Annotated in this window: 20 protein-coding genes; 6 read left to right on the top strand and 14 right to left on the bottom strand. The window is 70.4% G+C overall.

The genetic code is table 11. The annotated features are described in order from the left end of the window. Positions 1-64 precede the first annotated feature (64 nt). Both moaA and AC4D12_RS15035 read left to right on the top strand, forming a co-directional pair. Positions 65-1,135, top strand: coding sequence for a GTP 3',8-cyclase MoaA (gene moaA / locus AC4D12_RS15040; RefSeq protein ID WP_490950761.1), 1,071 nt, complete (start codon positions 65-67; stop codon positions 1,133-1,135). A gap of 1 nt (position 1,136) precedes the next feature. Further along, positions 1,137-1,388 carry a MoaD/ThiS family protein gene (locus AC4D12_RS15035; protein ID WP_490950826.1) on the top strand — a complete coding sequence of 84 codons (252 nt, stop codon included), beginning with the start codon at positions 1,137-1,139 and terminating at the stop codon, positions 1,386-1,388. Between the two features lie 160 nt (positions 1,389-1,548). On the opposite strand, the gene AC4D12_RS15030 is transcribed toward AC4D12_RS15035, so the two are convergent. From AC4D12_RS15030 to AC4D12_RS15015, 4 genes are all read right to left on the bottom strand, one after another. Further along, positions 1,549-2,916 carry a M16 family metallopeptidase gene (locus AC4D12_RS15030; RefSeq protein ID WP_490950760.1) on the bottom strand — a complete coding sequence of 456 codons (1,368 nt, stop codon included), beginning with the start codon at positions 2,914-2,916 and terminating at the stop codon, positions 1,549-1,551. A gap of 101 nt (positions 2,917-3,017) precedes the next feature. Beyond that, a complete protein-coding gene (locus tag AC4D12_RS15025; protein WP_490950759.1) occupies positions 3,018-5,273 on the bottom strand; it encodes a polyribonucleotide nucleotidyltransferase in 2,256 nt (751 codons plus the stop codon). A 277-nt stretch (positions 5,274-5,550) separates the two neighbouring features. Then, positions 5,551-5,820, bottom strand: coding sequence for a 30S ribosomal protein S15 (gene rpsO / locus AC4D12_RS15020; protein WP_490950758.1), 270 nt, complete (start codon positions 5,818-5,820; stop codon positions 5,551-5,553). Positions 5,821-5,923: 103 nt separating this feature from the next. Beyond that, positions 5,924-6,919, bottom strand: a complete 996-nt coding sequence (locus tag AC4D12_RS15015; RefSeq protein ID WP_490950757.1) for a bifunctional riboflavin kinase/FAD synthetase — start codon at positions 6,917-6,919, stop codon at positions 5,924-5,926. 514 nt (positions 6,920-7,433) lie between these two features. Between AC4D12_RS15015 and AC4D12_RS15010 the strand changes: the two genes are divergently transcribed. Next, positions 7,434-9,254 carry a hypothetical protein gene (locus AC4D12_RS15010; protein ID WP_490950756.1) on the top strand — a complete coding sequence of 607 codons (1,821 nt, stop codon included), beginning with the start codon at positions 7,434-7,436 and terminating at the stop codon, positions 9,252-9,254. Here AC4D12_RS15010 and AC4D12_RS15005 read toward each other — a convergent pair. The 4 genes from AC4D12_RS15005 to truB all read right to left on the bottom strand — a co-directional run bounded on the left by AC4D12_RS15005 (position 9,251) and on the right by truB (position 11,796). Next, entirely contained in the window at positions 9,251-9,970 is a 720-nt protein-coding gene (locus AC4D12_RS15005) for a DUF4345 domain-containing protein (protein WP_490950755.1), read from the bottom strand. The two genes, AC4D12_RS15010 and AC4D12_RS15005, sit on opposite strands and share 4 nt — an antisense overlap. A 91-nt stretch (positions 9,971-10,061) precedes the next feature. Next, entirely contained in the window at positions 10,062-10,511 is a 450-nt protein-coding gene (locus tag AC4D12_RS15000; protein WP_490950754.1) for a hypothetical protein, read from the bottom strand. After that, positions 10,508-10,876, bottom strand: a complete 369-nt coding sequence (locus AC4D12_RS14995) for a hypothetical protein (RefSeq protein WP_490950753.1) — start codon at positions 10,874-10,876, stop codon at positions 10,508-10,510. Before AC4D12_RS14995 ends, AC4D12_RS15000 begins: the two co-directional genes overlap by 4 nt. 2 nt (positions 10,877-10,878) lie before the next feature. Next, positions 10,879-11,796 (bottom strand): tRNA pseudouridine(55) synthase TruB, encoded by a 918-nt coding sequence (gene truB / locus AC4D12_RS14990; protein WP_490950752.1) that lies wholly within the window; start codon positions 11,794-11,796, stop codon positions 10,879-10,881. A 101-nt stretch (positions 11,797-11,897) separates the two neighbouring features. Here truB and AC4D12_RS14985 point away from each other — a divergent pair, with 101 nt between their 5' ends. Then, positions 11,898-13,073: a pyridoxal phosphate-dependent aminotransferase gene (locus tag AC4D12_RS14985; protein WP_490950751.1), complete on the top strand. Its 1,176-nt coding sequence runs from the start codon at positions 11,898-11,900 to the stop codon at positions 13,071-13,073. Positions 13,074-13,215: 142 nt separating this feature from the next. Here the strand turns inward: AC4D12_RS14985 and rbfA are convergent, their stop codons facing one another. The 5 genes from rbfA to rimP all read right to left on the bottom strand — a co-directional run bounded on the left by rbfA (position 13,216) and on the right by rimP (position 19,086). After that, a complete protein-coding gene (rbfA, locus tag AC4D12_RS14980; protein WP_490950750.1) occupies positions 13,216-13,653 on the bottom strand; it encodes a 30S ribosome-binding factor RbfA in 438 nt (145 codons plus the stop codon). Positions 13,654-13,767: 114 nt separating this feature from the next. Further along, positions 13,768-16,668 (bottom strand): translation initiation factor IF-2, encoded by a 2,901-nt coding sequence (gene infB, locus AC4D12_RS14975; protein WP_490950749.1) that lies wholly within the window; start codon positions 16,666-16,668, stop codon positions 13,768-13,770. A gap of 138 nt (positions 16,669-16,806) precedes the next feature. Continuing rightward, positions 16,807-17,076, bottom strand: a complete 270-nt coding sequence (locus AC4D12_RS14970; RefSeq protein WP_490950748.1) for a YlxR family protein — start codon at positions 17,074-17,076, stop codon at positions 16,807-16,809. 209 nt (positions 17,077-17,285) lie between these two features. Further along, positions 17,286-18,356 (bottom strand): transcription termination factor NusA, encoded by a 1,071-nt coding sequence (gene nusA, locus AC4D12_RS14965; protein WP_490950747.1) that lies wholly within the window; start codon positions 18,354-18,356, stop codon positions 17,286-17,288. Further along, entirely contained in the window at positions 18,346-19,086 is a 741-nt protein-coding gene (gene rimP / locus AC4D12_RS14960) for a ribosome maturation factor RimP (RefSeq protein WP_490950746.1), read from the bottom strand. Before rimP ends, nusA begins: the two co-directional genes overlap by 11 nt. 60 nt (positions 19,087-19,146) lie before the next feature. Between rimP and AC4D12_RS14955 the strand changes: the two genes are divergently transcribed. Beyond that, on the top strand, positions 19,147-20,499 hold the full coding sequence (locus AC4D12_RS14955; protein ID WP_490950745.1) for a DUF4439 domain-containing protein: 1,353 nt from the start codon (positions 19,147-19,149) through the stop codon (positions 20,497-20,499). Continuing rightward, complete coding sequence (locus tag AC4D12_RS14950; protein ID WP_490950744.1) at positions 20,489-21,547, top strand: aminoglycoside phosphotransferase family protein; 1,059 nt, start codon at positions 20,489-20,491, stop codon at positions 21,545-21,547. Before AC4D12_RS14955 ends, AC4D12_RS14950 begins: the two co-directional genes overlap by 11 nt. On the opposite strand, the gene AC4D12_RS14945 is transcribed toward AC4D12_RS14950, so the two are convergent. Further along, positions 21,515-22,360 carry a sulfite exporter TauE/SafE family protein gene (locus AC4D12_RS14945; protein ID WP_490950743.1) on the bottom strand — a complete coding sequence of 282 codons (846 nt, stop codon included), beginning with the start codon at positions 22,358-22,360 and terminating at the stop codon, positions 21,515-21,517. The genes AC4D12_RS14950 and AC4D12_RS14945 overlap by 33 nt on opposite strands. Positions 22,361-22,364: the final 4 nt, after the last annotated feature.

Below are 22,364 nucleotides of genomic sequence, written 5' to 3'. Positions count from 1 at the left end.
ACCGCCGTCCGGTGGCAGTTCCCCCGACTTCGGGCCGGGCCGTCGAAAGGCGTACCCTCGATGCATGGGACTCCAACTGGGAATGCCGGGCCTCGCCCGCGAGGCAGCGGCCCCGGGTCTCATCGACACCCACGGCCGCCGCGCCACTGACATGCGCCTGAGCCTGACCGACAAATGCAACCTGCGCTGCACGTACTGCATGCCGGCGGAGGGGCTGAACTGGCTGCAGAAGGACCAGGTGCTCTCCCGCGAGGAGATCGTCCGCCTGGTCAGGATCGGCGTCGACTCGCTCGGTGTCCGCGAACTCCGTCTGACGGGTGGCGAGCCCCTCGTGCGCGCGGACCTCCTCGAGATCATCCGCGACATCCGGGCCAATCACCCCGACCTCCCGATCTCGATGACCACGAACGCCCTCGGGCTCGACCGCCGCGCCGTCCAGCTCAAGGAGGCCGGGCTCACCCGCATCAATGTCTCCATGGACTCGCTGCACCCCGAGACCTTCGCCCAGCTGACCCGCCGTCCGTTCCTCGACCGGGTGCTCAAGGGCATCGAGGCCGCTGCCGACGCCGGGCTGGGCCTCGTGAAGATCAACGCCGTACTCATGCGCGGCATCAACGACCACGAAGCGCCCGACCTCGTCGAGTGGGCCGTCGCCCGGGGCTTCGAACTCCGCTTCATCGAGCAGATGCCGCTCGACGCCGACCACGGCTGGACGAGGGACGGCATGGTGACGGCGGCGGAGATGCGCGCCCTCGTCGAGACACGCTTCGTGCTCACCCCCGATCCCCGCACACGTGACGGCGCTCCCGCCGAGCGGTGGGAGGTGCGCTCCAAGGACGCGCCCGACGTCGTCCTCGGGATCGTGGGCATCATCGCCTCCGTGACGGAACCGTTCTGCGCCGACTGCCGCCGCACGCGCGTCACCGCCGAGGGCAAGGTCATGAGCTGCCTGTTCTCCCGGGAGGAGACGGACCTGCGCGACCTCCTGCGATCGGGCGCCGACGACGCCGCCGTCGCCCAGCGGTGGCGCGACGCCATGTGGCTGAAGCCCAAGGCACACGGCATGGGCCACACCGGCCTCGGCGCCGAGGACTTCGTGCAGCCCGACCGATCCATGAGCGCCATCGGTGGCTGAGGTGCTCGTCCGGTACTTCGGCGCGGCGCGGGCCGCGACCGGCGTCGATCAGGAGTCCCTGCCCGCAGGGCGCACGCTCGCGGACGTCCTTGCCGAGCTCCGTACCCGACCCGTCGCACCGGGCGCCCCCTCGCTAGCGACGGTACTGGGTCGCAGCAGCTTCCTGCTCAACGAGATCGCCCTCCGCGATCATGCGACGGTCCTCGGACCCGACGACGTCCTCGACGTCCTGCCGCCCTTCGCCGGCGGCTGAGCCCGCACCGACACACGCTGGTCCGGCCCGGGTCCACCCGGCGTCGTCAGCAGACCGTTCGCCGGTCCTGCTGGGCATCCGGCTCAGCAGCCTCCGCAGCGCGCGGCGAGGCCCGGCAGTCGGCCGAACGACCGGCCCGGGCCTCGTGTCGACGAGCGCCTCAGCGGTCGGCGAAGTCCGCTTCGGTGTCGAAGGGACCGACGACCACGGTGGTGCGTGGAGCTGCCGCGAGATCACGGGCGAGCGCCTGCACGTCCTCGGCCGTGACGGCCCGGATCCGTTCGAGCGAGGCGTCCATGTCCACGAACTCCCCTGACACGAGCTCCGAGCGCCCGAGCCGCGACATACGGGAACTGCTGTCCTCGAGCGCCATGACGAGGCCGCCCGAGAGCTGCCCCACGGCCTTGCGGAGTTCCTCCGCGTCGATGCCGTCCGAGGCGAGACGGTCGAGTTCCGCGCCGAGCAGCCGGATGACCTGCCCGGTCTTCGCGGGCGAGCAGCCCGCGTACATGCCGAAGTAGCCGGCGTCGGCGTAGGCCGCGGAGAACGAGTAGGTGGAGTACACGAGGCCGCGCTTCTCGCGGATCTCCTGGAACAGCCTCGAGGACATCCCGCCGCCGAGGACGGCGTTGAGGACGCTCATGGCGAAGCGCCGCTCGTCGGTGGCCGTCAGGGACGGGCAGCCGATGAGGATGTTGGACTGTTCGACAGCCCTGCGGATCACGTGGGTACCCGTCGCGCCACGGACCGGGGCCGCCGTCGTCGAGCGCCGCGGGACCGGGAGGGCGCCGTCCTCCAGAGACCAGCCGGCCGCCTCCAGCGCCTCCTGCACGAGGCTGCAGACGACATCGTGGTCGAGGCCGCCCGCCGCGGTGACGACGAGTTCGGAGGGCACGTAGTAGTGGCGGTAGTGGGCGAGCACCGAGTCCCGCGGGACGGCCTTGATCGCCTCCGGCGTACCGCCGATCGGACGGCCCAGGGGGTGCTCCCCCAGGACGAGCTCCACGAACTTCTCGTGCGCCACGTCACCGGGATCGTCGCTGTCCATCGCGATCTCCTCGAGGATCACGTCGCGCTCCTGCTCGAGCTCCTCGGGATCCAGCACCGCCGAGGTCACCATGTCCGCGATGACGTCGATGGCCATGGGGAGGTCCGAATCCAGCACGCGTGCGTAGTAGCAGGTGTTCTCCTTCGCGGTCGCCGCATTGGACTCGCCGCCCACCTCGTCGAAGGCGGACGCGATGTCCATGGCGCTCCGGCGCTCGGTGCCCTTGAAGAGGAGATGTTCCAGGAAGTGCGTCGAACCGTGCTGGCCCTCGGCCTCGTCACGGGAACCGACACCGACCCAGAACCCTATGGTGGCGGATCGCTGGCCGGGCATGGCCTCGGTCAGGACGCGGACCCCTCCGGGCAGCACGCTGCGCCGGACGACGTTGCCACCCGGGTCACCGGCCACGAACGAATCGGATCCGTCGCCGTCGCGCGGGGTGGGCAGGAGGGGCAGGGCTACTACGGAGGACAGGGACATCCTGGACTTTCTGACGGTTCGGGAAAGGCAGACGGCCCCGGCGCCGACCGATTCGACCGGTGGCGTCGGGGCCGTGTGTCGCTCAGGACGAGCGCGAGGGACTACTCGGCGTCGACGGCGTCGGGCAGGTCGATCCCGGCGTCCTCGGAGTCGGCGATCTCGTCCGCCACGACGGGCGAGAGGGACAGCTTTCCGCGGTCGTCGATCTTGGTGATCTCGACCTGGACCTTCTGGCCCACGGACACGACCTCGTCGACGTTGTCGACGCGCTTGCCACCGGCGAGCTTGCGCAGCTCGGAGATGTGCAGCAGGCCGTCCTTGCCCGGGGTCAGCGAGACGAAGGCGCCGAAGGTCGTGGTCTTGACGACCGTGCCCAGGTAGCGCTCGCCGATCTCGGGGACCTGCGGGTTCGCGATGGCGTTGACCGCCGCGCGCGCGGCCTCGGCCGACTCGCCGTTCGTCGCCCCGATGAGGACGGTTCCGTCGTCCTCGATCGAGATGTCGGCGCCGGTGTCCTCCTGGATCTGGTTGATCATCTTGCCCTTGGGGCCGATGACCTCGCCGATCTTGTCCACCGGGATCTTGACCGAGATGATCCGCGGTGCGAACTCGGAGAGCTCGTCCGGGGCGTCGATCGCGGCCTGAAGGACGCCGAGGATGTGCAGGCGTGCTTCACGGGCCTGCTTCAGGGCCGCAGCGAGGACCGACGCCGGGATGCCGTCGAGCTTCGTGTCCAGCTGGATGGCCGTGACGAACTCCGCGGTACCGGCGACCTTGAAGTCCATGTCACCGAAGGCGTCCTCGGCCCCGAGGATGTCGGTCAGCGCCGCGTAGCGGGTCTGACCGTCGACGACGTCGGACACGAGACCCATGGCAATGCCCGCGACCGGCGCGCGCAGCGGCACACCGGCGTTGAGCAGCGACAGTGTGGACGCGCAGACCGAGCCCATCGACGTCGAGCCGTTGGAGCTCAGCGCCTCGGAGACCTGGCGGATCGCGTAGGGGAACTCCTCGCGTGTCGGCAGGACGGGCACGAGGGCGCGCTCGGCCAGTGCTCCGTGGCCGATCTCGCGGCGCTTCGGCGAACCGACGCGGCCGGTCTCACCGGTGGAGTAGGGCGGGAAGTTGTAGTTGTGCATGTAGCGCTTGCGCGTGACGGGCGACAGCGAATCGATCTGCTGCTCCATCTTGAGCATGTTCAGCGTGGTGACACCCATGATCTGGGTCTCGCCGCGCTCGAAGATCGCCGAACCGTGCACGCGCGGCAGGACCTCGACCTCGGCGGTCAGTTTGCGGATGTCGCTCAGGCCACGGCCGTCGATGCGGACCTGGTCCTTGAGGATGCGCTGGCGGACGACGGCCTTGTTGAGGGAGCGGAAGGCTGCGGACAGCTCCTTCTCGCGTCCCTCGAACTGGGCGCCCAGGGCGCCCATGAGCTCGTCCTTGAGCGCGTCGGAAGCGGTGTTGCGCTCCTGCTTGTCGGCGATCTGGAAGACCTGTGCGAGCTTCTCGGAGCCTGCGGCCTCGATCGCCTGGTACACGTCGTCCTGGTAGTCGAGGAAGACCGGGAACTCGACGGTCGGCTTCGCGGCACGCCCCGCGAGGTCGGCCTGCGCCTCGCACAGCGCGCGGATGAACGGCTTCGCCGCCTCGAGGCCGTCGGCGACGATCTCCTCGGTGGGGGCGGTGGCGCCGTTCTCCTTGATGAGGGTCCACGAGTTGTCGGTGGCCTCGGCCTCGACCATCATGATGGCGACGTCGTCACCGGCGATACGCCCGGCGACGACCATGTCGAAGACGGAGTTCTCGAGCTCGGAGTGCTTCGGGAAGGCGATCCACTGGTCGGTGCCGCTGCCGTCGGACACGAGGGCGACGCGCACGCCGCCGATCGGACCCGAGAAGGGCAGGCCCGAGAGCTGCGTGGACATCGACGCCGCGTTGATGGCCACGACGTCGTAGCGGACGTCGGGGTTGATCGCGAGGACGGTCACCACGATCTGGACCTCGTTGCGGAGACCCTTGACGAAGGCGGGGCGCAGCGGGCGGTCCATGAGGCGGCAGGCGAGGATGGCCTCGGTCGAGGGACGGCCCTCGCGGCGGAAGAACGAGCCCGGGATGCGTCCCGCGGCGTACATGCGCTCCTCGACGTCGACCGTCAGCGGGAAGAAGTCGAAGCCTTCGCGCGGGTGCTTGCCGGCCGTCGTGGCCGACAGGAGCGCGGTGTCCTCGTCGATGTAGACCATGGCCGCGCCGGCAGCCTGCTGGGCGAGGCGTCCGGTCTCGAACCGGACGGTGCGTGTTCCGAAGCGACCGTTGTCGATCACTGCTTCGGCGAACTGGATTTCGGGACCCTCCACGAGAGTCACCTCCGTTTCTGCGGTATCGGAGGCAATCGGCACCCATCTCGGTTCCGTCCGTCGGGACGAACCGCAGCACCCGGTCTTCGATCGAGATCCACGGAAGTGCCCTGTCGGCCCTCCGGAGACCACTACCGAGGACCGCGAATGCGTGGTGCCGGTTGCTCCTGGTGTTCTTGGATTCTGCTGGTCGTGATGGTGCTGGTCCTGCTGTGCCGGTGATCGCCACCAGCAGCGAAGGCGGCCTCCCGTGATGGGATGCCGCCTTCTCGTACTGCTATCGACGCAGGCCGAGACGCTCGATGAGCGTCCTGTACCGCGTGATGTCGGTGTCGCGCAGGTAGTCGAGCAGGCGACGACGGCGACCGACCAGAAGAAGCAGGCCACGACGTGTGTGGTGGTCGTGCTTGTGCATCTTCAGGTGCTCGGTGAGGTCGAGGATGCGACGCGAGAGCATCGCGATCTGCACCTCGGGTGACCCGGTGTCGCCCTCCGCCAGTGCGTACTGCTTGATGATTTCCTGCTTGATGGCGGCGTCAAGGGCCACGAGTAACTCCTAGAGTTGTACCGTGATCAAGTGCTGAGCGTCGCTTGCACGACGACACAGAAAAATCCAGCCACCACGGACTGCAGCCGGATCTGTGATCAGTTTAGCGTCTGGGCCGTTGTTCTGTCGAAAGCAGATCGCGTGCTCGCGCGACGTCGAGCTTCATCTGCTCGATCAGTGCTTCGGGACCCGTGTAGGTCACCTGTCCGCGCAGGTGCTCGACGAACTCGACGGCCACCTTCTGCCCGTACAGGTCGAAGTCCTGGACCCGCTCGGGCGGCCGGTTGATCACGTGGGCCTCCACCTGCCGGTCCACCCCCTCGAACGTCGGGTTCGACCCCACCGAGATGGCCGCCGGCCAGCGCTCCCCCGCCTCGTCGATGAGCCAGCCCGCGTAGATGCCGTCCGCCGGGATGAACCCCTGCGCGGTCGGTCCGAGGTTGGCGGTGGGGTACCCCAGCTCGCGGCCGCGCGCGGCGCCGTGCACCACCTCGCCGCGCATCCGGTGGAGCCGACCGAGCACCCGCGCGGCCGTTCCGACGTCTCCGGCCTCCAGGGCCTCCCGGACCCAGGTCGAGGAGCATCGGCGATCCCCGTCGGCGTCCGTGGCGTCCTGCGGGTAACTGGCACCGAAGTCGTCGATCGCGATGACCTCGAACCCGAGTTTCAGGCCCAGCGCGCGCATCGTCTCGAGGTCGCCGCTGTTGCCGCGTCCGAACCGGACATCATGCCCGATCACCACTGCCTTCGCCCCGAGAGCCTGGACGAAGACGCGCTCGACGAACTCCTCGGGTGTGTTCGAGGCGAGATCCAGGGTGTAGTGCATCATCAGGAGCGCGTCGATGCCGGTCCCGGCGAGGGTCTCCACGCGGTCGTCGAGGCCCATGATCAGTTCGGGGGCGCTCTCGGGCCGGTGGACCTGCGACGGGTGCGGGTCGAAGGACACCACGACGGCGGCCGCGGAACGCTCCCGAGCGGCGTCGACGACCTGCTGCAGCACGCGCTGGTGGCCCCGGTGGACGCCGTCGAAGTTACCGAGCGTCAGGACGGAGGGCCCGAAATCCGCGGGCACGCTGTCCAGGTCTCTCCAGTAGAACACGCATCTCCTTCGTGATTCGGCGGCGTGCTGCGGTCCCGGGTGGGTGCCACGGGTGGGGTGTCGCGGGTGAGGAGCCGCCTGATCGCCGCTCCCATTATGGACGACACGATCGCGGGGGACGTCATCCGCCCGTGCGTCCCCGGCACGGCACAGCACAGCGGGTACTCTCGCACGCTCAGCCGACGACTTGTCCACATACGAGGAGCGCGGCGGGCGCCGGCACGCCCTGCACCGGAGCATCGGTACGACGCCCCTGTTCCCCTCCTCCCCGTCACCTGTGACTCGCCCGTCTCCTCCGTCTCTTTTCTGATTGGTGCCCGCCATGCATGTCCCGCTCCCCTACCGACCCGTCGACCCCGCTGTCCACCCGGCCGATCGACCGACCGCCCCGACCACGTCGGCTCCTGATGGATCGCGGTCCCGCGACCGTTGCCTTCACGCTCCCGACCTGTCCGTCGCCCGTACCGCTCCGCAGGCGCACGGACTGCCGACATCGCCAGGACGGCGCGGGCTGATGCTGCGGCTGACCGGCTTCCTCGTGGGCGTCCTCGTCCTGCTGGGCGGTCTCGCCGCGGCCACGCCCGCCACGGCCGAGTCCCAGGCCGGGGGGTGGTCCAGGGGCGCCGGAGTAGTCGGCACCGGGTACTTCGTCGGCCAGCACCGCACCGCGGACGGGAAGATCGCCTACTGCACCGATATCGAGCGCCTCTCCCCGGACCGGGCCTCGGGATACACGGAGGGCGGCACCGGACCGTTCACGCGCAGCGACGGGACGGCGCTCTCGGCCTCGGACAATGGCGCACTGGCGTTCGTCCTCGGCAGATGGGGCGCCACCACCGACGACGCCGACGCGGCGTCGGTCCAGCTCGCCGTGTGGTCCCTGACCGCGGTCGGCATGCACTGGGACGGCCCCGGCATGACGTCCTTCCTCAGCGCACAGCGCCTCGCTCCGGAGCTGGAAATCCGCGCCCGAGCCATGCTCGAGCAGGCCCGGACGGAGGCAGGCCCCTACAGTATCCGGACCTCGTTCGCGCCGGACAAGACGGGTGGTCGGGTCGAAGCCACCGTGGTGTCCGCCGATGGCACGCCACGGCCGGGCCTGCAGGTCTCGGCTGTGGTCGAAGGAGGAGTCTTCGAAGACACCTCGACCACGGCGCGCTGGACCTCGACCGACAGATCGCACGACCTGGTCGTCCGGAGGACGGGGTTCGGACCCGCCGGCGTCACGATCGTCGCCCCGACAGTTCCCGCGTCGAACGCCACGTGGCTGTCGCCGGTCGAGCGGGACGTCCAGCGCCTCGTCGTGGCACCGGTATCCGCGGAAGCATCGGCCTCGGTCGCAGTACCTGCGCCCACCCGCTTCGCACCGAAGGTCACGACGGCGACCTCCTCGGCGCGGACAGCACCCGGCGCCGAGGTGTTCGACGTCCTCGAGGTGAGCTCCGATGCCCCCTGGTCGATCGATCCGGTGACGGGGCGCCCCGTCACGCTGGAGGTGGTCTCGACGCTGTGGGGGCCGCTGCCCGCTCCACCCGTCGAGGGCGCCTCCGTTCCGGCCGGCACTCCTTCGCTCGGTAGCACTGTCTCCCGCGTCGAGGGACCCGGCCGCTACGAGACGCCGGCCCTCACGGTGCCCGCACCGGGCTACTACGTCTGGACGGAGACCATCGATCCGGCCAGCACCCTCCCGGCGGGCGCCGCACCCTTCGTCGACGCATGGGCCGGCCGGTTCGGGCTCGCGGCGGAAACCACCCTCGTGCCGTGGTCGCCGGCGGTGACCACCCGTCTCACACGGACCGAGGCCGAGCCGGGCGGAACGGTCCAGGACACGATCGTCATGAGCGGCTTCGCGCCCACGGACGACGACGATGTCGTGCAGCTCACCATGTACGGCCCTCTCGCCGGGTCCCCTGTCGAAAGCGCCGACGTCCCGCAAGGCGCCCCCGTCCACTCAGCACTCGAGGTGCCCGCACGGAACGGGTCGATGACGTCCGGAGACTTCGCGCCTCTCGTGGAGCCGGGATGCTACACCGTGGTGGCCACCTTCGTCGGCAGTGGTGAGGAGTCCCCGTTCACCTCGGCGTTCGGGATCCCCGAGGAGACGGTGTGCGTCCAGCCACCCGCGGTTCCGGTTCCGCCGGTGACGGGCACCGAGTCCGCACCTGTGCCCGACAACTCCCCGGTACCCGCTGCAGGACCGCCGCCGGGACCGGCCGCAGCACCGCCCGCCGAACTGGCGCGGACCGGCGTAGGCGCAGCGGTGGTGTCGGGTCTGGCGCTGATCTCGGTCGGTGCCGGGCTGGGGCTCCGGACGCTCGCGCGGCGCAGGGCCTAACCGCGCTCCGCGAACTCCCGACGCAGGTCCGAAGTCTTGGCGATGTACTTGTGCCAGACGAGCAGGGCCGGCGGGAAGGCCAGCTCCACCACCATGAGGATGATCAGGATGTAGTTCGGCGTCCCCGAGAACGCCCAGGAGAGAACGCGCCCGATCCCGCCGACGAAGACCATGAGGCAGACGAGCCACAGCATGTTGGCCCACTGGAACTTGATGGCGATCGTGATGAAGGCTGCCCCGACGCCGACCATCATCGCGGAGAAGAACCGGAACTGGTTCTCGAGCGTCGGGTTGACGGGATCCGCCTCGGTGTCAGGCAGGCCCGCGGTTCCCAGGATGAGGTAGTACGCGCCGAATCCTGCGATCACCAGCCCGACGAGGACGACGACGGTGCGGAACACGTTCCAGTCCCCGCCCTTCGACGCGGTGCCGGGGGTCCGACCGGCGCCCTTCTCCGTGGGCTTGGCCTTTCCGGTCCCCTGCGCCGACCCGCGCCCACTCGGACGGGAGGAGGCAGGCGAACTCGTCGCGGACGTGTCGCCGCGACCGGTCGGCGCGTTCGAGGGGGCGGTGCCCGCTCCAGCCGCGCCGGCAACAGGCCCGCCGTTCGGCGACGGTGCATCGCCCGGAGCTCCGCGGCGGCCGTCCCGCCCGGAGACGGAGGACGTACCCGATGTCGCCGACGCGTCGTCGCGCTCGTGACTGTTGCTGGTCATGGCTTACTCCCTGGAACGGCTCGATGGTGCACTCGTTCGTCATACTCTCACGCGCCGCACCGCTCCGCCGGGGCGGACGCCGGCGTGCGGACTAGGGCGCGGGGTGCATACGCGGCCTGGTCCGGCGGAGCCAGAGCAGACCGAGGATCGGGAGCACGAGCGGCACGAAGCCGTAGCCCCGCCCGAAGGCCGACCACACCGTCTCATGAGGGAAGGCCTGCGCGTCGGCGATGCTCAGCGCACCCACCGTCAGGACTCCCAGCAGCTCGAGCGTCACGGCGATCACCGACACCCGGTAGGCCACCGCCCCTGGTCGGGCGAGGGACACCGTGGCCACGACGTACACGAGTGCTGCGACGGCAGACAGCGCATAGGCGAGCGGGGCCTCGTCGAACTTCGTCGTGATCTGGAAGGTCGCCCTCGCCGTCGCGGCCAGTGCGAACACGCCGTAGACGGCCACCAGGAGTCGGCCCGGTCCGGTTGCCCGGCTCGTTCCACGATCGGTCTCCGCTGCGCGGGTGCGCCCGTGCTCGGTGCTCACAGTCCTGCCACCCCGTCCCAGATCTGTTCCATGCGATACAGCATGACGACGATCGTCAGGCCGGACGCCGCGAGGACGAAATTGCTCCAGCGTGTCTTCTCGATGATCGACCACCAGAAGGCTCCGACGGGCACCACCAGTGCCGTCAGGAGATAGCCCCAGAACTCCCATGCCTCCCCCACCACGGGATCGCCCGTGAGCTGCCTGATCACTGCTGCGACGGTGTAGACCAGCAGGAACAGCTCGACGGCGGCCACGGAGAGGATGGTGATGTCGTTGGGCGGCTGTCGGAGCACACCTGCTCCGAGGCACAGGAGGGCCGAAACCGCACACACCAGCGCTCCGACCACGAAGAACGGGTCCACGATCAGTCGCCCCCGCCGGGCGCGAAGACCAGGGCTGTGCGGGCGGCACCGCCGCGGTCCTCGAGCAACGCCACGAGGGTCCCGTCGGGCGAGAACGCGGCGACAGGCCCCTCCGCGGCCGGCCCGTCGGCGGCGGCGCTCGGTGTGATCCTCCGGCCGTGGGAGACGTCCTCAGCCTCCTCCGCCGTCAGTTCCCGGACGGGGAACAGCGCCCGTCCGGCCTCCTGCAGCGGCAGCACCCGCAGCTCGGCCGCGAGGTCCTCGAGCGTCCGCGCCTGGTCGATCGAATAGGGTCCCACCCGGGTGCGGCGGAGCGCGGTGAGGTGTCCCCCGACGCCGAGCGCTGCGCCGAGGTCCCGGGCGAGCGCACGGATGTAGGTGCCGGAGCTGCAGTCGACCGTGACGTCGACGTCCTGCAGCCTGCCGTTGCTGACGCGTCGGACGGCGTGGGCCTCGAAGCGGTGGACGGTGACGGGCCGGGACGGGAGGTCCACCTCCTCGCCCGAGCGCACGCGGGCGTAGGAACGCTCGCCCTTCACCTTGATGGCGCTCACACTGCTCGGAACCTGCTGGATGTCACCGGTCAGCTCGACGATCGCCGCCCGGATCTGTTCCTCCGTGACGGCCGCTGCGATGGCGCCCCCGGTGACCTCCCCCTCGGCGTCGTCCGTGAGGGTGGACTGGCCGAGCCGGATGGTGGCGGTGTAGGTCTTGGAGGTACCGACGATGAACGTCAGCAGGCGTGTGGCGCGGTTGATGCCGACCACCAGGACGCCGGTCGCCATGGGATCCAGCGTGCCTGCGTGGCCCACCTTTCGGGTCCCCGCAAGCCTCCGCAGCCTGCCCACCACGTCATGACTCGTCCAGCCCTGAGGCTTGTCCACGATGATCAGCCCTGAGTGGACCTGCCCGGAATTCACGCTCCCCAGTATAGGAGCCGCTGCTGGGGGGCCTGACGGGGTGGCCGGGCGCACAGCCCAGGCAGCGGACCGGCCGTCACCTGCGGGATACCATCCTCCGTATGCCCTCCATCGCCCCCTCTGCGACCGATGTGCCGGTCAACCAGATCCGCGAGATCACCCAGGCGGCCTGGGCCACTCCGGACTCGATCGTCCTCAGCATCGGCGAGCCGGCGTTCCCCGTCGCACGCCACGTGCTCGACGCCGCGATGGCGGCGCTGGCCCGGGACGACACGAACTACACGCCGAACTCCGGCCTGGCCCCGGTGAGGTCGGCCTTCGCGGACCGGTTCGCCGCGCGCTCCGGCGTGGCGACGGACCCGTCGCGCGTGTTCGTGGTCGCGGGCGCCCAGCAGGGCCTCCACCTGGCGCTCAGCACGCTCATCACCGCGGGCGACGACGTCCTCGTCCCCGACCCCGGGTACCCCACCTTCGCCATGACCGTCGGCCTGCTGGGCGGGCGACCGGTGCCCTATCCCCTGGTACCCGAGCACGGTTTCCAGCCGCGCATCGCCGATCTCGAGCAGCTACTGACGCCCCGCACCCGGGTGCTCATGCTCAACTCGCCGTCGAATCCGCTCGGCTCGGTGTTCGACGCCGACCTGACGCGGGACCTCGTCCGCTTCGCCCACGAGCACGATCTGTGGATCATCTCGGACGAGTGCTACGAAGCCTTCACCTACGACGTGCCGCACGTCAGTCCGGCGCGCTTCGACACCGGTGGCCCCGAGGCCGTCGCCGGGGCCGGCGATGCTCGCGTCATCACGTCGCTGACGCTGTCGAAGACCTACGGGCTGACCGGCCTGCGCATCGGGGCGCTCATCACGCCGTCCGGTATGGAAACCGTGCTCAGCAACGTCATGGAAGCCACGGTCTCCTGCGTCTCAGCGCCGTCGCAGTACGCGGGCCTCGCCGCGCTCACGGGACCGCAGAACTACGTGGAGACGGCGCTCGCTCACTACCGGTCGAACCGCGACGCGGCCACGGCCGTCCTCGACACGCTCGGCGTCGACTACCTCGACGCGAGCGGCGCGTTCTATCTGTGGGCCGACATGACGCATGCAACCGGCGGCGACGTCAGGGCCTGGACGCGGACCCTGCTCGCGGAGCGCGGCGTCGCCGTCGCGCCCGGCACCGCGTTCGGCGCGATGGGCGAGGGCTGGGTGCGGATCGCGCTGTGTGGCCGGACCGAGGACCTCGTCGAGGGACTGTCCCGCCTTCCGTCGCCGCGCGGCTGATCCTCCGGACGTCGTCCGGCGCCCGTCCTGCGGAGAGCCTCCCGGACGACGCCCGTCCTCATCGGCGGCCGGACACACGAAGGGCAGCCGACCGGATGGTCGGCTGCCCGTGAGCGATGGTTCGGACGACGTCGCGCCCGGCCTAGCGCTCCGTGTCGTCGTCGTCCGAGCTGCGGTAGGGGTCCGCATCGCCGGCGAAGTCGGCTCCCTGCGCCAGGGCGGCCACCTCGGCGTCGCGCTCGCGCGCCTTCTGCAGCAGCTCCTCGAGGTGGCTGGCGTTGACCGGCACCTCGTCGGGGACGAACTCGAGCGTCGGCGTGAGCCGCGCCGTGATGTTCTTGCCGACCTCGGAACGGAGGACGCCACGGGCCGATTCCAGTGCCATGCGCGTGGCCTGCTGCTCCTCCGGATCTCCGAGCACCGTGTAGTACAAGGTGGCGTGCTGGAGATCGTTGGTGACGCGGGCGTCCGTGATGGTCACGGCTTCCAGCCGCGGGTCCTTCACACGACGCCGGAGCGCCTCGGCGACGATGACTTTGATGCGCTGCGCGAGCCGCGCGGCGCGGGCCGGATCTGCCATTGCTGATAACTCCTCGTGAAGCGGATGGAATCGGGACCCCGGCCCTGCCGGTTCCCGCGGTACGAAAGGCACAGGCGCCCCGGATGACCCGGGGCGCCTGTGCTGACCTGCGTGCTAGGCGCGGGGCTTCTCCCGCATCTCGAAGGTCTCGATGATGTCGCCTTCCTTGACGTCGTTGAAGGAGCCGAGGCCGATACCGCACTCGAAGTCCGTGCGGACCTCGGTGGCGTCGTCCTTGAAGCGCTTCAGCGAGTCGACCGAGAGGTTGTCGCCGATGACCTTGCCGTCACGCGTGACACGAGCCCTCGAGTTCCGTCGGATGATGCCCGAGCGGACGATCGAACCGGCGATGTTGCCGAACTTGGAGGAACGGAACACCTCGCGGACCTCTGCGGTACCGAGCTGCACCTCCTCGTACTCCGGCTTGAGCATGCCCTTGAGGGCGAGCTCGATATCGTCGATCGCGGCGTAGATGACCGAGTAGAAGCGCATGTCGACGCCCTCGCGCTCGGCGAGATCGGCGACGCGCTCTGCCGGCTTGACGTTGAAGCCGATGATGATCGCGTTGTCGACCGTCGCCAGGTTGACGTCGTTCTGCGTGATCGCACCGACACCGCGGTGGATGACGCGCAGCTGCACGCCTTCCCCGACGTCGATCTTGAGCAGCGAGTCCTCCAGGGCCTCGACGGCACCCGACACGTCACCCTTGAGGATGAGGTTGAGGGTGTCGACCTTGCCGTCGGCGACGGCCTGGTCGAAGTCCTCGAGGCTGATGCGCTTGCGACGCTTGGCGAGGGCCGCATTGCGGTCCGCTGCCTCGCGCTTCTCGGCGATCTGGCGGGCGGTGCGCTCGTCGTCCGTGACGAAGAACGTGTCACCTGCACGGGGGACGTTGGACAGACCCAGCACCTGGACGGGACGCGACGGCTCCGCCGTCGTGACGACGTCGCCGTTCTCGTCGAACATCGCTCGCACACGGCCGTGAGCCGTACCGGCGACGATCGTGTCGCCGACGTTCAGCGTTCCGGACTGCACGAGCACCGTCGCGACGGCGCCTCGGCCACGGTCGAGGTTGGCCTCGATCGCGATACCGCGGGCGTCCTTGTTCGGGTTCGCCCGCATGTCGAGCGCCGCGTCGGCGGTGAGCAGGACGGCCTCGAGCAGTTCCTGGATCCCCATGCCCTGGAGGGCGGAGACGTGGACGAACATGGTGTCGCCGCCGTACTCCTCGGGGACCAGACCGTACTCGGTGAGCTGGCCCTTGACCTTGTCCGGGTTCGCGCCTTCCTTGTCCATCTTGTTGACGGCGACGACGATCGGGACGTTGGCCGCCTGGGCATGGTTCAGCGCCTCGACGGTCTGGGGCATGACGCCGTCGTCCGCGGCGACGACGAGCACGGCGATGTCCGTGACCTTCGCACCACGGGCACGCATGGCGGTGAACGCCTCGTGACCGGGGGTGTCGATGAAGGTGATGGCGCGCGTGGAGTCCTCGTGGACGTGCTGGATCTGGTAGGCACCGATGTGCTGCGTGATGCCACCGTGCTCGCCCTCGACGACCTTCGTGTTGCGGATCGCATCGAGCAGGCGCGTCTTACCGTGGTCGACGTGGCCCATGACCGTGACGACCGGCGGCCGGACCTCCAGGTCCTCGTCGCCCTCGGCTTCCAGCTCGGCATCGAAGTCGATGTCGAAGCTCGACAGGAGTTCGCGCTCCTCGTCCTCGGGCGAGACGACCTGGATCTTGTAGCCCAGCTCGGTTCCGAGCACCTCGAACGTGTCCTCATCCAGCGACTGGGTGGCCGTGGCCATCTCACCGAGGTGGAAGAGCACCGTGACGAGCGCTGCGGGGTTCGCCTCGATCTTGTCGGCGAAGTCCGTGATGGACGAGCCGCGACGCATGGTCACGATCGTGGTGCCGTCGCCACGGGGTACGCTCACGCCACCCAGCGACGGAGCCGACATCTGCTCGAGTTCCTGCCGCTTCGCGCGCTTCGACTTGCGCTGCTTGCCACGACCGGCGCCACCCTTGCCGAACGCACCGGCGGTGCCGCCGCGTCCGCGGGTGCCCTTGCCGAAACCGCCACCTGCGGGTGCTCCGCTGGGGCTGGCCGGCGCTCCACCGGGACCGCGACGCGGTCCGGCTCCCGCCCCGGGTGCACCGCGGCCGGGGGCAGCGGGACGCTCGGTGCGGTTGGGCATCATGCCCGGAGTGGGACGCGAGCCCGGGGCTCCGGCGGGGCGGGGGGCACCCGGACGCGGTGCGCCCGGGCGGGGTCCACCTGCACCGGCGGCAGGACGGGGTCCGCCTGCACCGGCGGCAGGACGGGGTCCGCCCGGTCCTGCTGCGGGACGCTGGACGTCGTCACGACGACCGGGTCGGGGCATTCCCTGCGAGGGGGCGAACGGGTTGTTGCCGGGACGCGACGTGCGCTCCGGACGATCCGTGTCCCCGCGGCGCGAGCCCATGCCCTGTGACGGGGCGAACGGGTTGTTGCCGGGACGCGGCGCTCCACCGGGACGGGCACCCGACGGGCGGGTGGTGCCGGCCGACGGGGCCTCGGGCGGTGTGGCGGGGCGGGGGCCCGGACGGGAGTCCGAGGACGGGGCCTCGCCACCCGTGGCCGGTGCGTCCTGTGGCTCGGCCGACGTAGCCGGTGCGGCGCCGTTCGAGAAAGGTGATGCCTGGGGTGTGGCGGCGGGCGACGGCGACGGTGCTGCCGTCGGAGCCGGCGTGGGTGCCGTCTCCTGTGCCTGCGCTGCCGGAGCGGGTGCTGCCGGCTGTGCCGCGCCCGGCTTGGGACCCGACGACGCGGGGGCCGGAGTGCGTGCGGGAGCCGCAGCGGTGGGGGCTGCAGCGTTGGGGAATGCGCCGCGAAGCTTCTTCACGACGGGGGCCTCGATGGTGGACGAGGCTGAACGAACGAACTCGCCCAGTTCCTGCAGTTTCGCAACTGCGTCTTTCGAGGTTATACCGAGCTCTTTCGCGAGCTCGTGTACGCGGACCTTGGCCACATTTCTCCTGTCTCGGTCCGCACCGAGTCAGGCACGAACCGTCTATTTCCTGCTGTTGATCCCAGCCGCGAGGGCGGCCGGCAGATCGAATGCAGAGCGCGACGAATGAATCATCGTTGCGCACTCATCGCTGGGTACTCATCGGATTTCCATGAGGGTTGTAACCCGCTTTCCGGGGGGACGGTTGTGGTTCGGAGCGTCACGACGCTCCAGGAGTGCCTGGACCTCGACCGCCAACTGCGCAGTCTCCACGGGCCCTCGGAACGCCCTCGAGAAGGCCTTCCGTGCTACCGCTCTTTCCATGCATGCCGGGTCGGGGTGCAGCCATGCACCCCGTCCGGACAGCCGGCGGCGCTCGTCGAGCACGGCGATCATCCTGCCGTCCTTCGATCGTGCGACAACCCGCATCACGTGTGACTGGCGGTCCCGCCGGCGGCATCCCACGCAAGTGCGAACGGGATGGCTCTCCTCCGGCTGACGCCCGGTTGTGTCAGGGCGCGGCTCGGCAGCAGTCCCTTTCATGATACCCCTTCCAGTTCCTCCACCCGACCGGTCAACCGGTCGTGGCGTCGGTCCCTGCCCTGGTCCAGGACCTGTCCCGGCCCCGGTGCGTCGCGTCAGTTCGCCGCGGTGCGCGGCGGCTGCTGGGACCGGGGTGGCTGGCCCGACCGGCCCGACGGTGCGGACGTGCCGGTGGTACCGGACGCGCCGGACGGCGTGGACGGTGCGGCGTCGGAGACGATGTCGATCCGCCATCCGGTGAGCTTCGCCGCGAGGCGTGCGTTCTGGCCCTCCTTGCCGATGGCCAGGGAGAGCTGGTAGTCGGGCACGACGACGCGAGCCGACCGCGTGGCTTCGTCCGTGATGGTCACCGACGTCACGCGCGACGGCGACAGCGAACTCGCGATGAAGGCGGCGGCGTCGTCGTTGTAGTCGACGATGTCGATCTTCTCGTCGTTGAGCTCGTTCATGACGGCCCGCACACGCGTACCCATCTCACCGATGCAGGCGCCCTTCGCGTTGACGCCCGGGACGTTCGCCCTCACCGCGATCTTCGTCCGGTGCCCGGCCTCGCGGGCCATGGCGACGATCTCCACCGTCCTGTCCGCGATCTCCGGGACCTCGAGTTCGAAGAGCTTCCGGACCAGGCCGGGGTGCGAGCGCGAGAGCGTGATCGACGGACCCTTCATGCCGCGGTGCACGTCGACGACGAACGCCCGGAGACGCGAGCCGTGGAGGTACTTCTCCCCGGGGACCTGCTCGGGCGGGGGCAGCACGGCCTCGACCGAGCCGAGGTTCACCTGCACCATGTGCGGGTTGGTGCCCTGCTGGATCATCCCGGCGACGAGCTCGCCCTCCTTGCCGCGGAATTCGCCGAGGATGTTGTCGTCCTCGGCGTCGCGCAGCCGCTGCAGGATCACCTGGCGGGCGGTACTCGCTGCGATACGGCCGAATCCGGTGGGGGTGTCGTCGAACTCGCCGACCGGCTCGCCGTCGTCGTCCTTCTCCGTGGCCCAGATGGTCACGTGGCCGTTGCGGCGGTCCAGTTCGGCGCGCGCGGTCTCGTGCGCTCCCGGCGTGCGGTGGTAGGCGATGAGCAGTGCCTGCTCGATCGTCGGTACGAGCTTGTCGAGCGGGATCTCCCGCTCGCGCTCGAGCAGCCTCAGCGCGCTCATGTCAATGTTCATGTGGGTCTCCTTGGGCGTGGTGCCCGGGCCCGGAGGTGTCCGGTCCGGCTCCATCGATGTCGTGGACGCCGTCGTCGGCGTTGGCTTCGTCGGGATCGCCGGCGTGCGGCGCGTCGTCGAGGTGAGCGAACTCGACCTGGACGATCCCCTTGCGGATCTTCGAGAAGTCGAGGGCGAGCGGGTCGCCCTGCTTCGGTTTGGTGCCCTTCTTCACGGGCAGCTCGGGCAGCAGCCGGATGCCCGTCGCGGTGACGTCGAGCAGTCGTCCGAGGACGACGTCGCCGCTGACCGGCTTCACCTCGATCATCCGCCCGACGTTGCGGCGCCAGTGGCGCGGCTCGGTCAGGGGACGCGAGACGCCGGGCGAGGAGATCTCGAGGTTGTACGGGCGGTCGTCGCCCTCGTCGTCGGAGATGCTGTCCATCGCCGCGGAGAGGTCGGAGGAGACGGACGAGATGACGTCCAGGCCCACGCTCCCCGACGCCGTCTCGGGGAGGTCGACGATCACGTGGATGGTGCGGTGGCTCCCGGCGACCTTGATGTCGATCTCCTCGAGGAAGAGGTCATGCTGTTCGACGACGGGCTGCAGCCGCGTGCGCAGCCGCTGGGCTTCGACCTGCAGCTCCGCCTCGACGGACGGCCTGCGGGCCGCGGCATGATGTTCGTTCCCGGACCGGACCGCCATGACTGCCTCCCGCTCGATGATGTTGTCCTTCCAGAGTACCGACATTCCGCTGGGCGGAGTGTATGGCCGGAGCGGAACGGGCCACCCGTGACATCATCGGGGACTGTGGAGAAGCAGGGGCGGACGAGGCGCGAGGGGCTCCCCCGACGCGCGCGCTCCGCCATGACCCGCCTGGTCGCGTGGTGCGCGCGGTTGGTCGGACTCGCCGTCGTGGTGCTCCTCGTGGTGGGCATCGGCGCCGGTCTGCGGGCGCCCGACCGCGAGGCCCCGGTCTACTCCGCGTCGCAGGAAGCGCAGCTCTCAGCCGAGAAGCGCTTCCGCTCACTCGCCGCGTCGGCCCGGAACCTCTCGGCGACCGAACCGGCACTCGCCGACCTGCTCCTCTCGACGGCCTCGGATCTGGACCGGCAGGCCGACGCCGTCGCCCTCCCCCGTTCCCCGGACTCTCCCGGCCCCGCTGCCCTTCCCCTCCCGTCCGACGCGCCCGCATCGGGCTCTCCGGACCCGGATTCTGCGGAGGCAACGCCGGAGGGCGCTGCGCCCACGGACGCGGTTCGCCCGGCCGTCGACGCACCCCGGTTCCTGTCGCTGCTCCGGGAGAGCGCCCTCGGCAGTCTCGCGGACGCGCTCGACGCCGATCCGGGACCCGCCCGCGTGCTGGCCGCCGCGGGTGCGAACCAGTGGCAGCGGACGCTCTCCCTCGCTGCCGCGCTCAGCGTCGCGTCGGATCTGCCCGCGCCGGACGCCGCCGCCCTGACGGCCCTCGACGACGCGAGCGGCCCCTTCGGCGCGACCGGCCCCTTCGGCACGGCCGGACCCGGCGCCACGGCCGGCTCGACGGACGAGCCGGTGACCGGGCCGATGCCCACCCCGGCCCCCGGCAGCACGTCGGGCACCGGTGAGCCGACCCCGAACCCGGTCCCGGGGTCGGAGTGCGCAGGCACACCGCTCGGGCCCGACGCTGACCGGCAGGCACTCACGAACGCGAGGGCGGCGGCGGAGCAGGCACACTACGGCTACGAGGTCGCGGCAGCGCTGCTGCCGGACCGTGACGCTCCCCTCCGACGCGCGGCAGAACACGAGTCCGCCGCGCGCCTCGCCGCGGAGCGCCTCACCGCCCTGTGCGCGGACCAACCCCCGGTTCCCGCCGGCTTCGTGCTCACGGCGGCCTTCCGCTCGGACCCGGTGGGCGAGCTGCGGCGCCTCGAGGAGCAGCACGTGGATCTCTACGCGGGATACGTGGCGACGGTCGGGCGGGATGCGCGTGCCTGGGCGTCGATCTCCCTGGTGGCGGCGGTCCTGCGGAGCGTGGAGTCCGGCGCGCCGCTGGAACCGCTGCCGGGTATCGACGCGGAACCGCGTCCGGCCGACGGCCCGCCCAGTACGTCGGGCGACGCCGGTTCACCCTCCCCCATGCCGGGGCAGGACGCGGAGGAGGAGCGGCGCGATGGCGACTGACGTGCCGGTCCCGGCGAGCCGCACGCCGCACGGAATCCCCGACCTGCCGGAACGGCTCGTCCGCAGTGCCCGCGCGATCGAGGGTGGCGCCGCCTGGCTGCACACCTGGGGCGACCTCCTGCGCGACCGCCTCGAGGCGTGGAACCTCGAGCTGGACCTGCCGCCCGACGGCAGCGTCTGGTCCGGCCAGTGCGCCGTCGTGATCCCGGTGACCCGCCTGAACGCCGATCCGAACGCCGATCTGGACACCGACGGAACGCGGGCCGTCCTCAAACTCACCGTCCCGCACGACGAGGCGCTGACCGAACCGGACGCCCTCGAGCTCTGGGACGGAGTCGGCGCCGTCCGCCTGCTGGCGGCGTCGCGCAATGACTACGCGCTCCTGCTGCCGAGGCTCGACGGCGACCGCTCCCTCGCCGACGTGCCGCTCGCCGACACCCCCGACGCGTGGGGTCGCGTGGTGCAGGCGCTCTCGCTCCCCGTCGGCGAGGGCCCGCAGTGGGCCGCGTTCCCCCGTCTCGCCTCGGAGGCGGAGCAGTGGACCGATACCCTCCCCGCGCGTTGGGACGAGCTGGGCCGGCCGTTCCCGCGCTGGCTCATGGAAGCGGCGCTCGAGATCTGCCAGTTCCGCGGGATCGTGGGACGCCGCTCGGCCCGCGACGTCCTGGTGCACTCCGACCTGCACTACGAGAACCTCCTGCCCTCGACCCGGGGCCAGCTGAGGGACTTCACGGCGATCGACCCGAAACCCGTGCTCGGCGACGCGGAGTACGCCCTGGCCCCGATGCTGTGGAACCGGCTGCAGGACCTCGACGCCGCGGATCCCGCGGGACATTTGCGCGCGCACTGCGCAGCCCTGGCCGACGCGGCAGGCATGGACGCCGAACTCGCCGTCGGATGGGCCGTGGTGCGCGAGGTCCGCAACGCGCTCTGGCACGTGGGCCTCGGGCGGACCGGCGGCGCCGAGCGCTCGCTGTGGGTGGCGAGTTCCGTGCTCGGCAGGACGCTCGACGGGCTACCTGCCGCGCGCGACCTCGAGAGGCTCTGAGGCCACGAGCGGCCGGATGTTCTCCACCCAGACGTCGTGACCGAGCTTCAGGATCAGCGCACCGACCACCACGAGGAACACGATCCTGATGAATCTGCTCCCCTGGCTGATGGCCATGCGGGAGCCGGTGTAGCCGCCCGCCATGTTCGCGACGCCGAGCAGGAGCCCGAGGCCCCACAAGATGGAGCCGTTGGGCAGGAAGAACATGAGCGCACCGAAGTTGGTGGCCATGTTCACGATCTTCGCCTTGGCGCTGGCGCCGAGGAAGTTGTACCCGAGCAGGGTCACCATCGCGATGATCAGGAAGGAGCCCGTCCCGGGACCGATCAGCCCGTCGTAGAAGCCGATGACGAGCCCGATCCCACCTGCGGTGCCGTAGTGGCGGGCGCCCTGGTGGCGGAGCTGGGTCAGCGTGCCGACGGACGGCTTGAGCGCCGTGAAGACCGCCACCGCGACGAGCGCGACGACGATGATCGGCTTGAAGACAGAGGCCGGCAGGGACGCGGCGAGCACGGCACCGCCGAAGCTGCCCACGAGCGCGATACCCGCCATCGGCAGCGCCGTGCGCAGGTCCGGGTGCGCCCGGCGGTAGTAGGTGACGGCGCTCGTCGTGGTGCCGAAGATCGACCCGAGCTTGTTCGTGGCGAGCGCCTCCACCGGGGTGATGCCGGGCACCAGCAGCAGCGCCGGCAGCTGCAGCAGACCGCCGCCACCCACCACGGCGTCCACCCATCCTGCGGCGAACCCTGCCACGAGGACCAGCAAAATGGTGGCGAGCTGCAACTCCTCGAGGCCCGAACCGAGGGGGAACACGGCC

Source organism: Arthrobacter sp. TJ-266 (assembly GCF_058269115.1).
The sequence above is the reverse complement of the archived record's forward strand: the minus strand, read 5'-3'. Positions and strand labels throughout refer to the sequence as shown.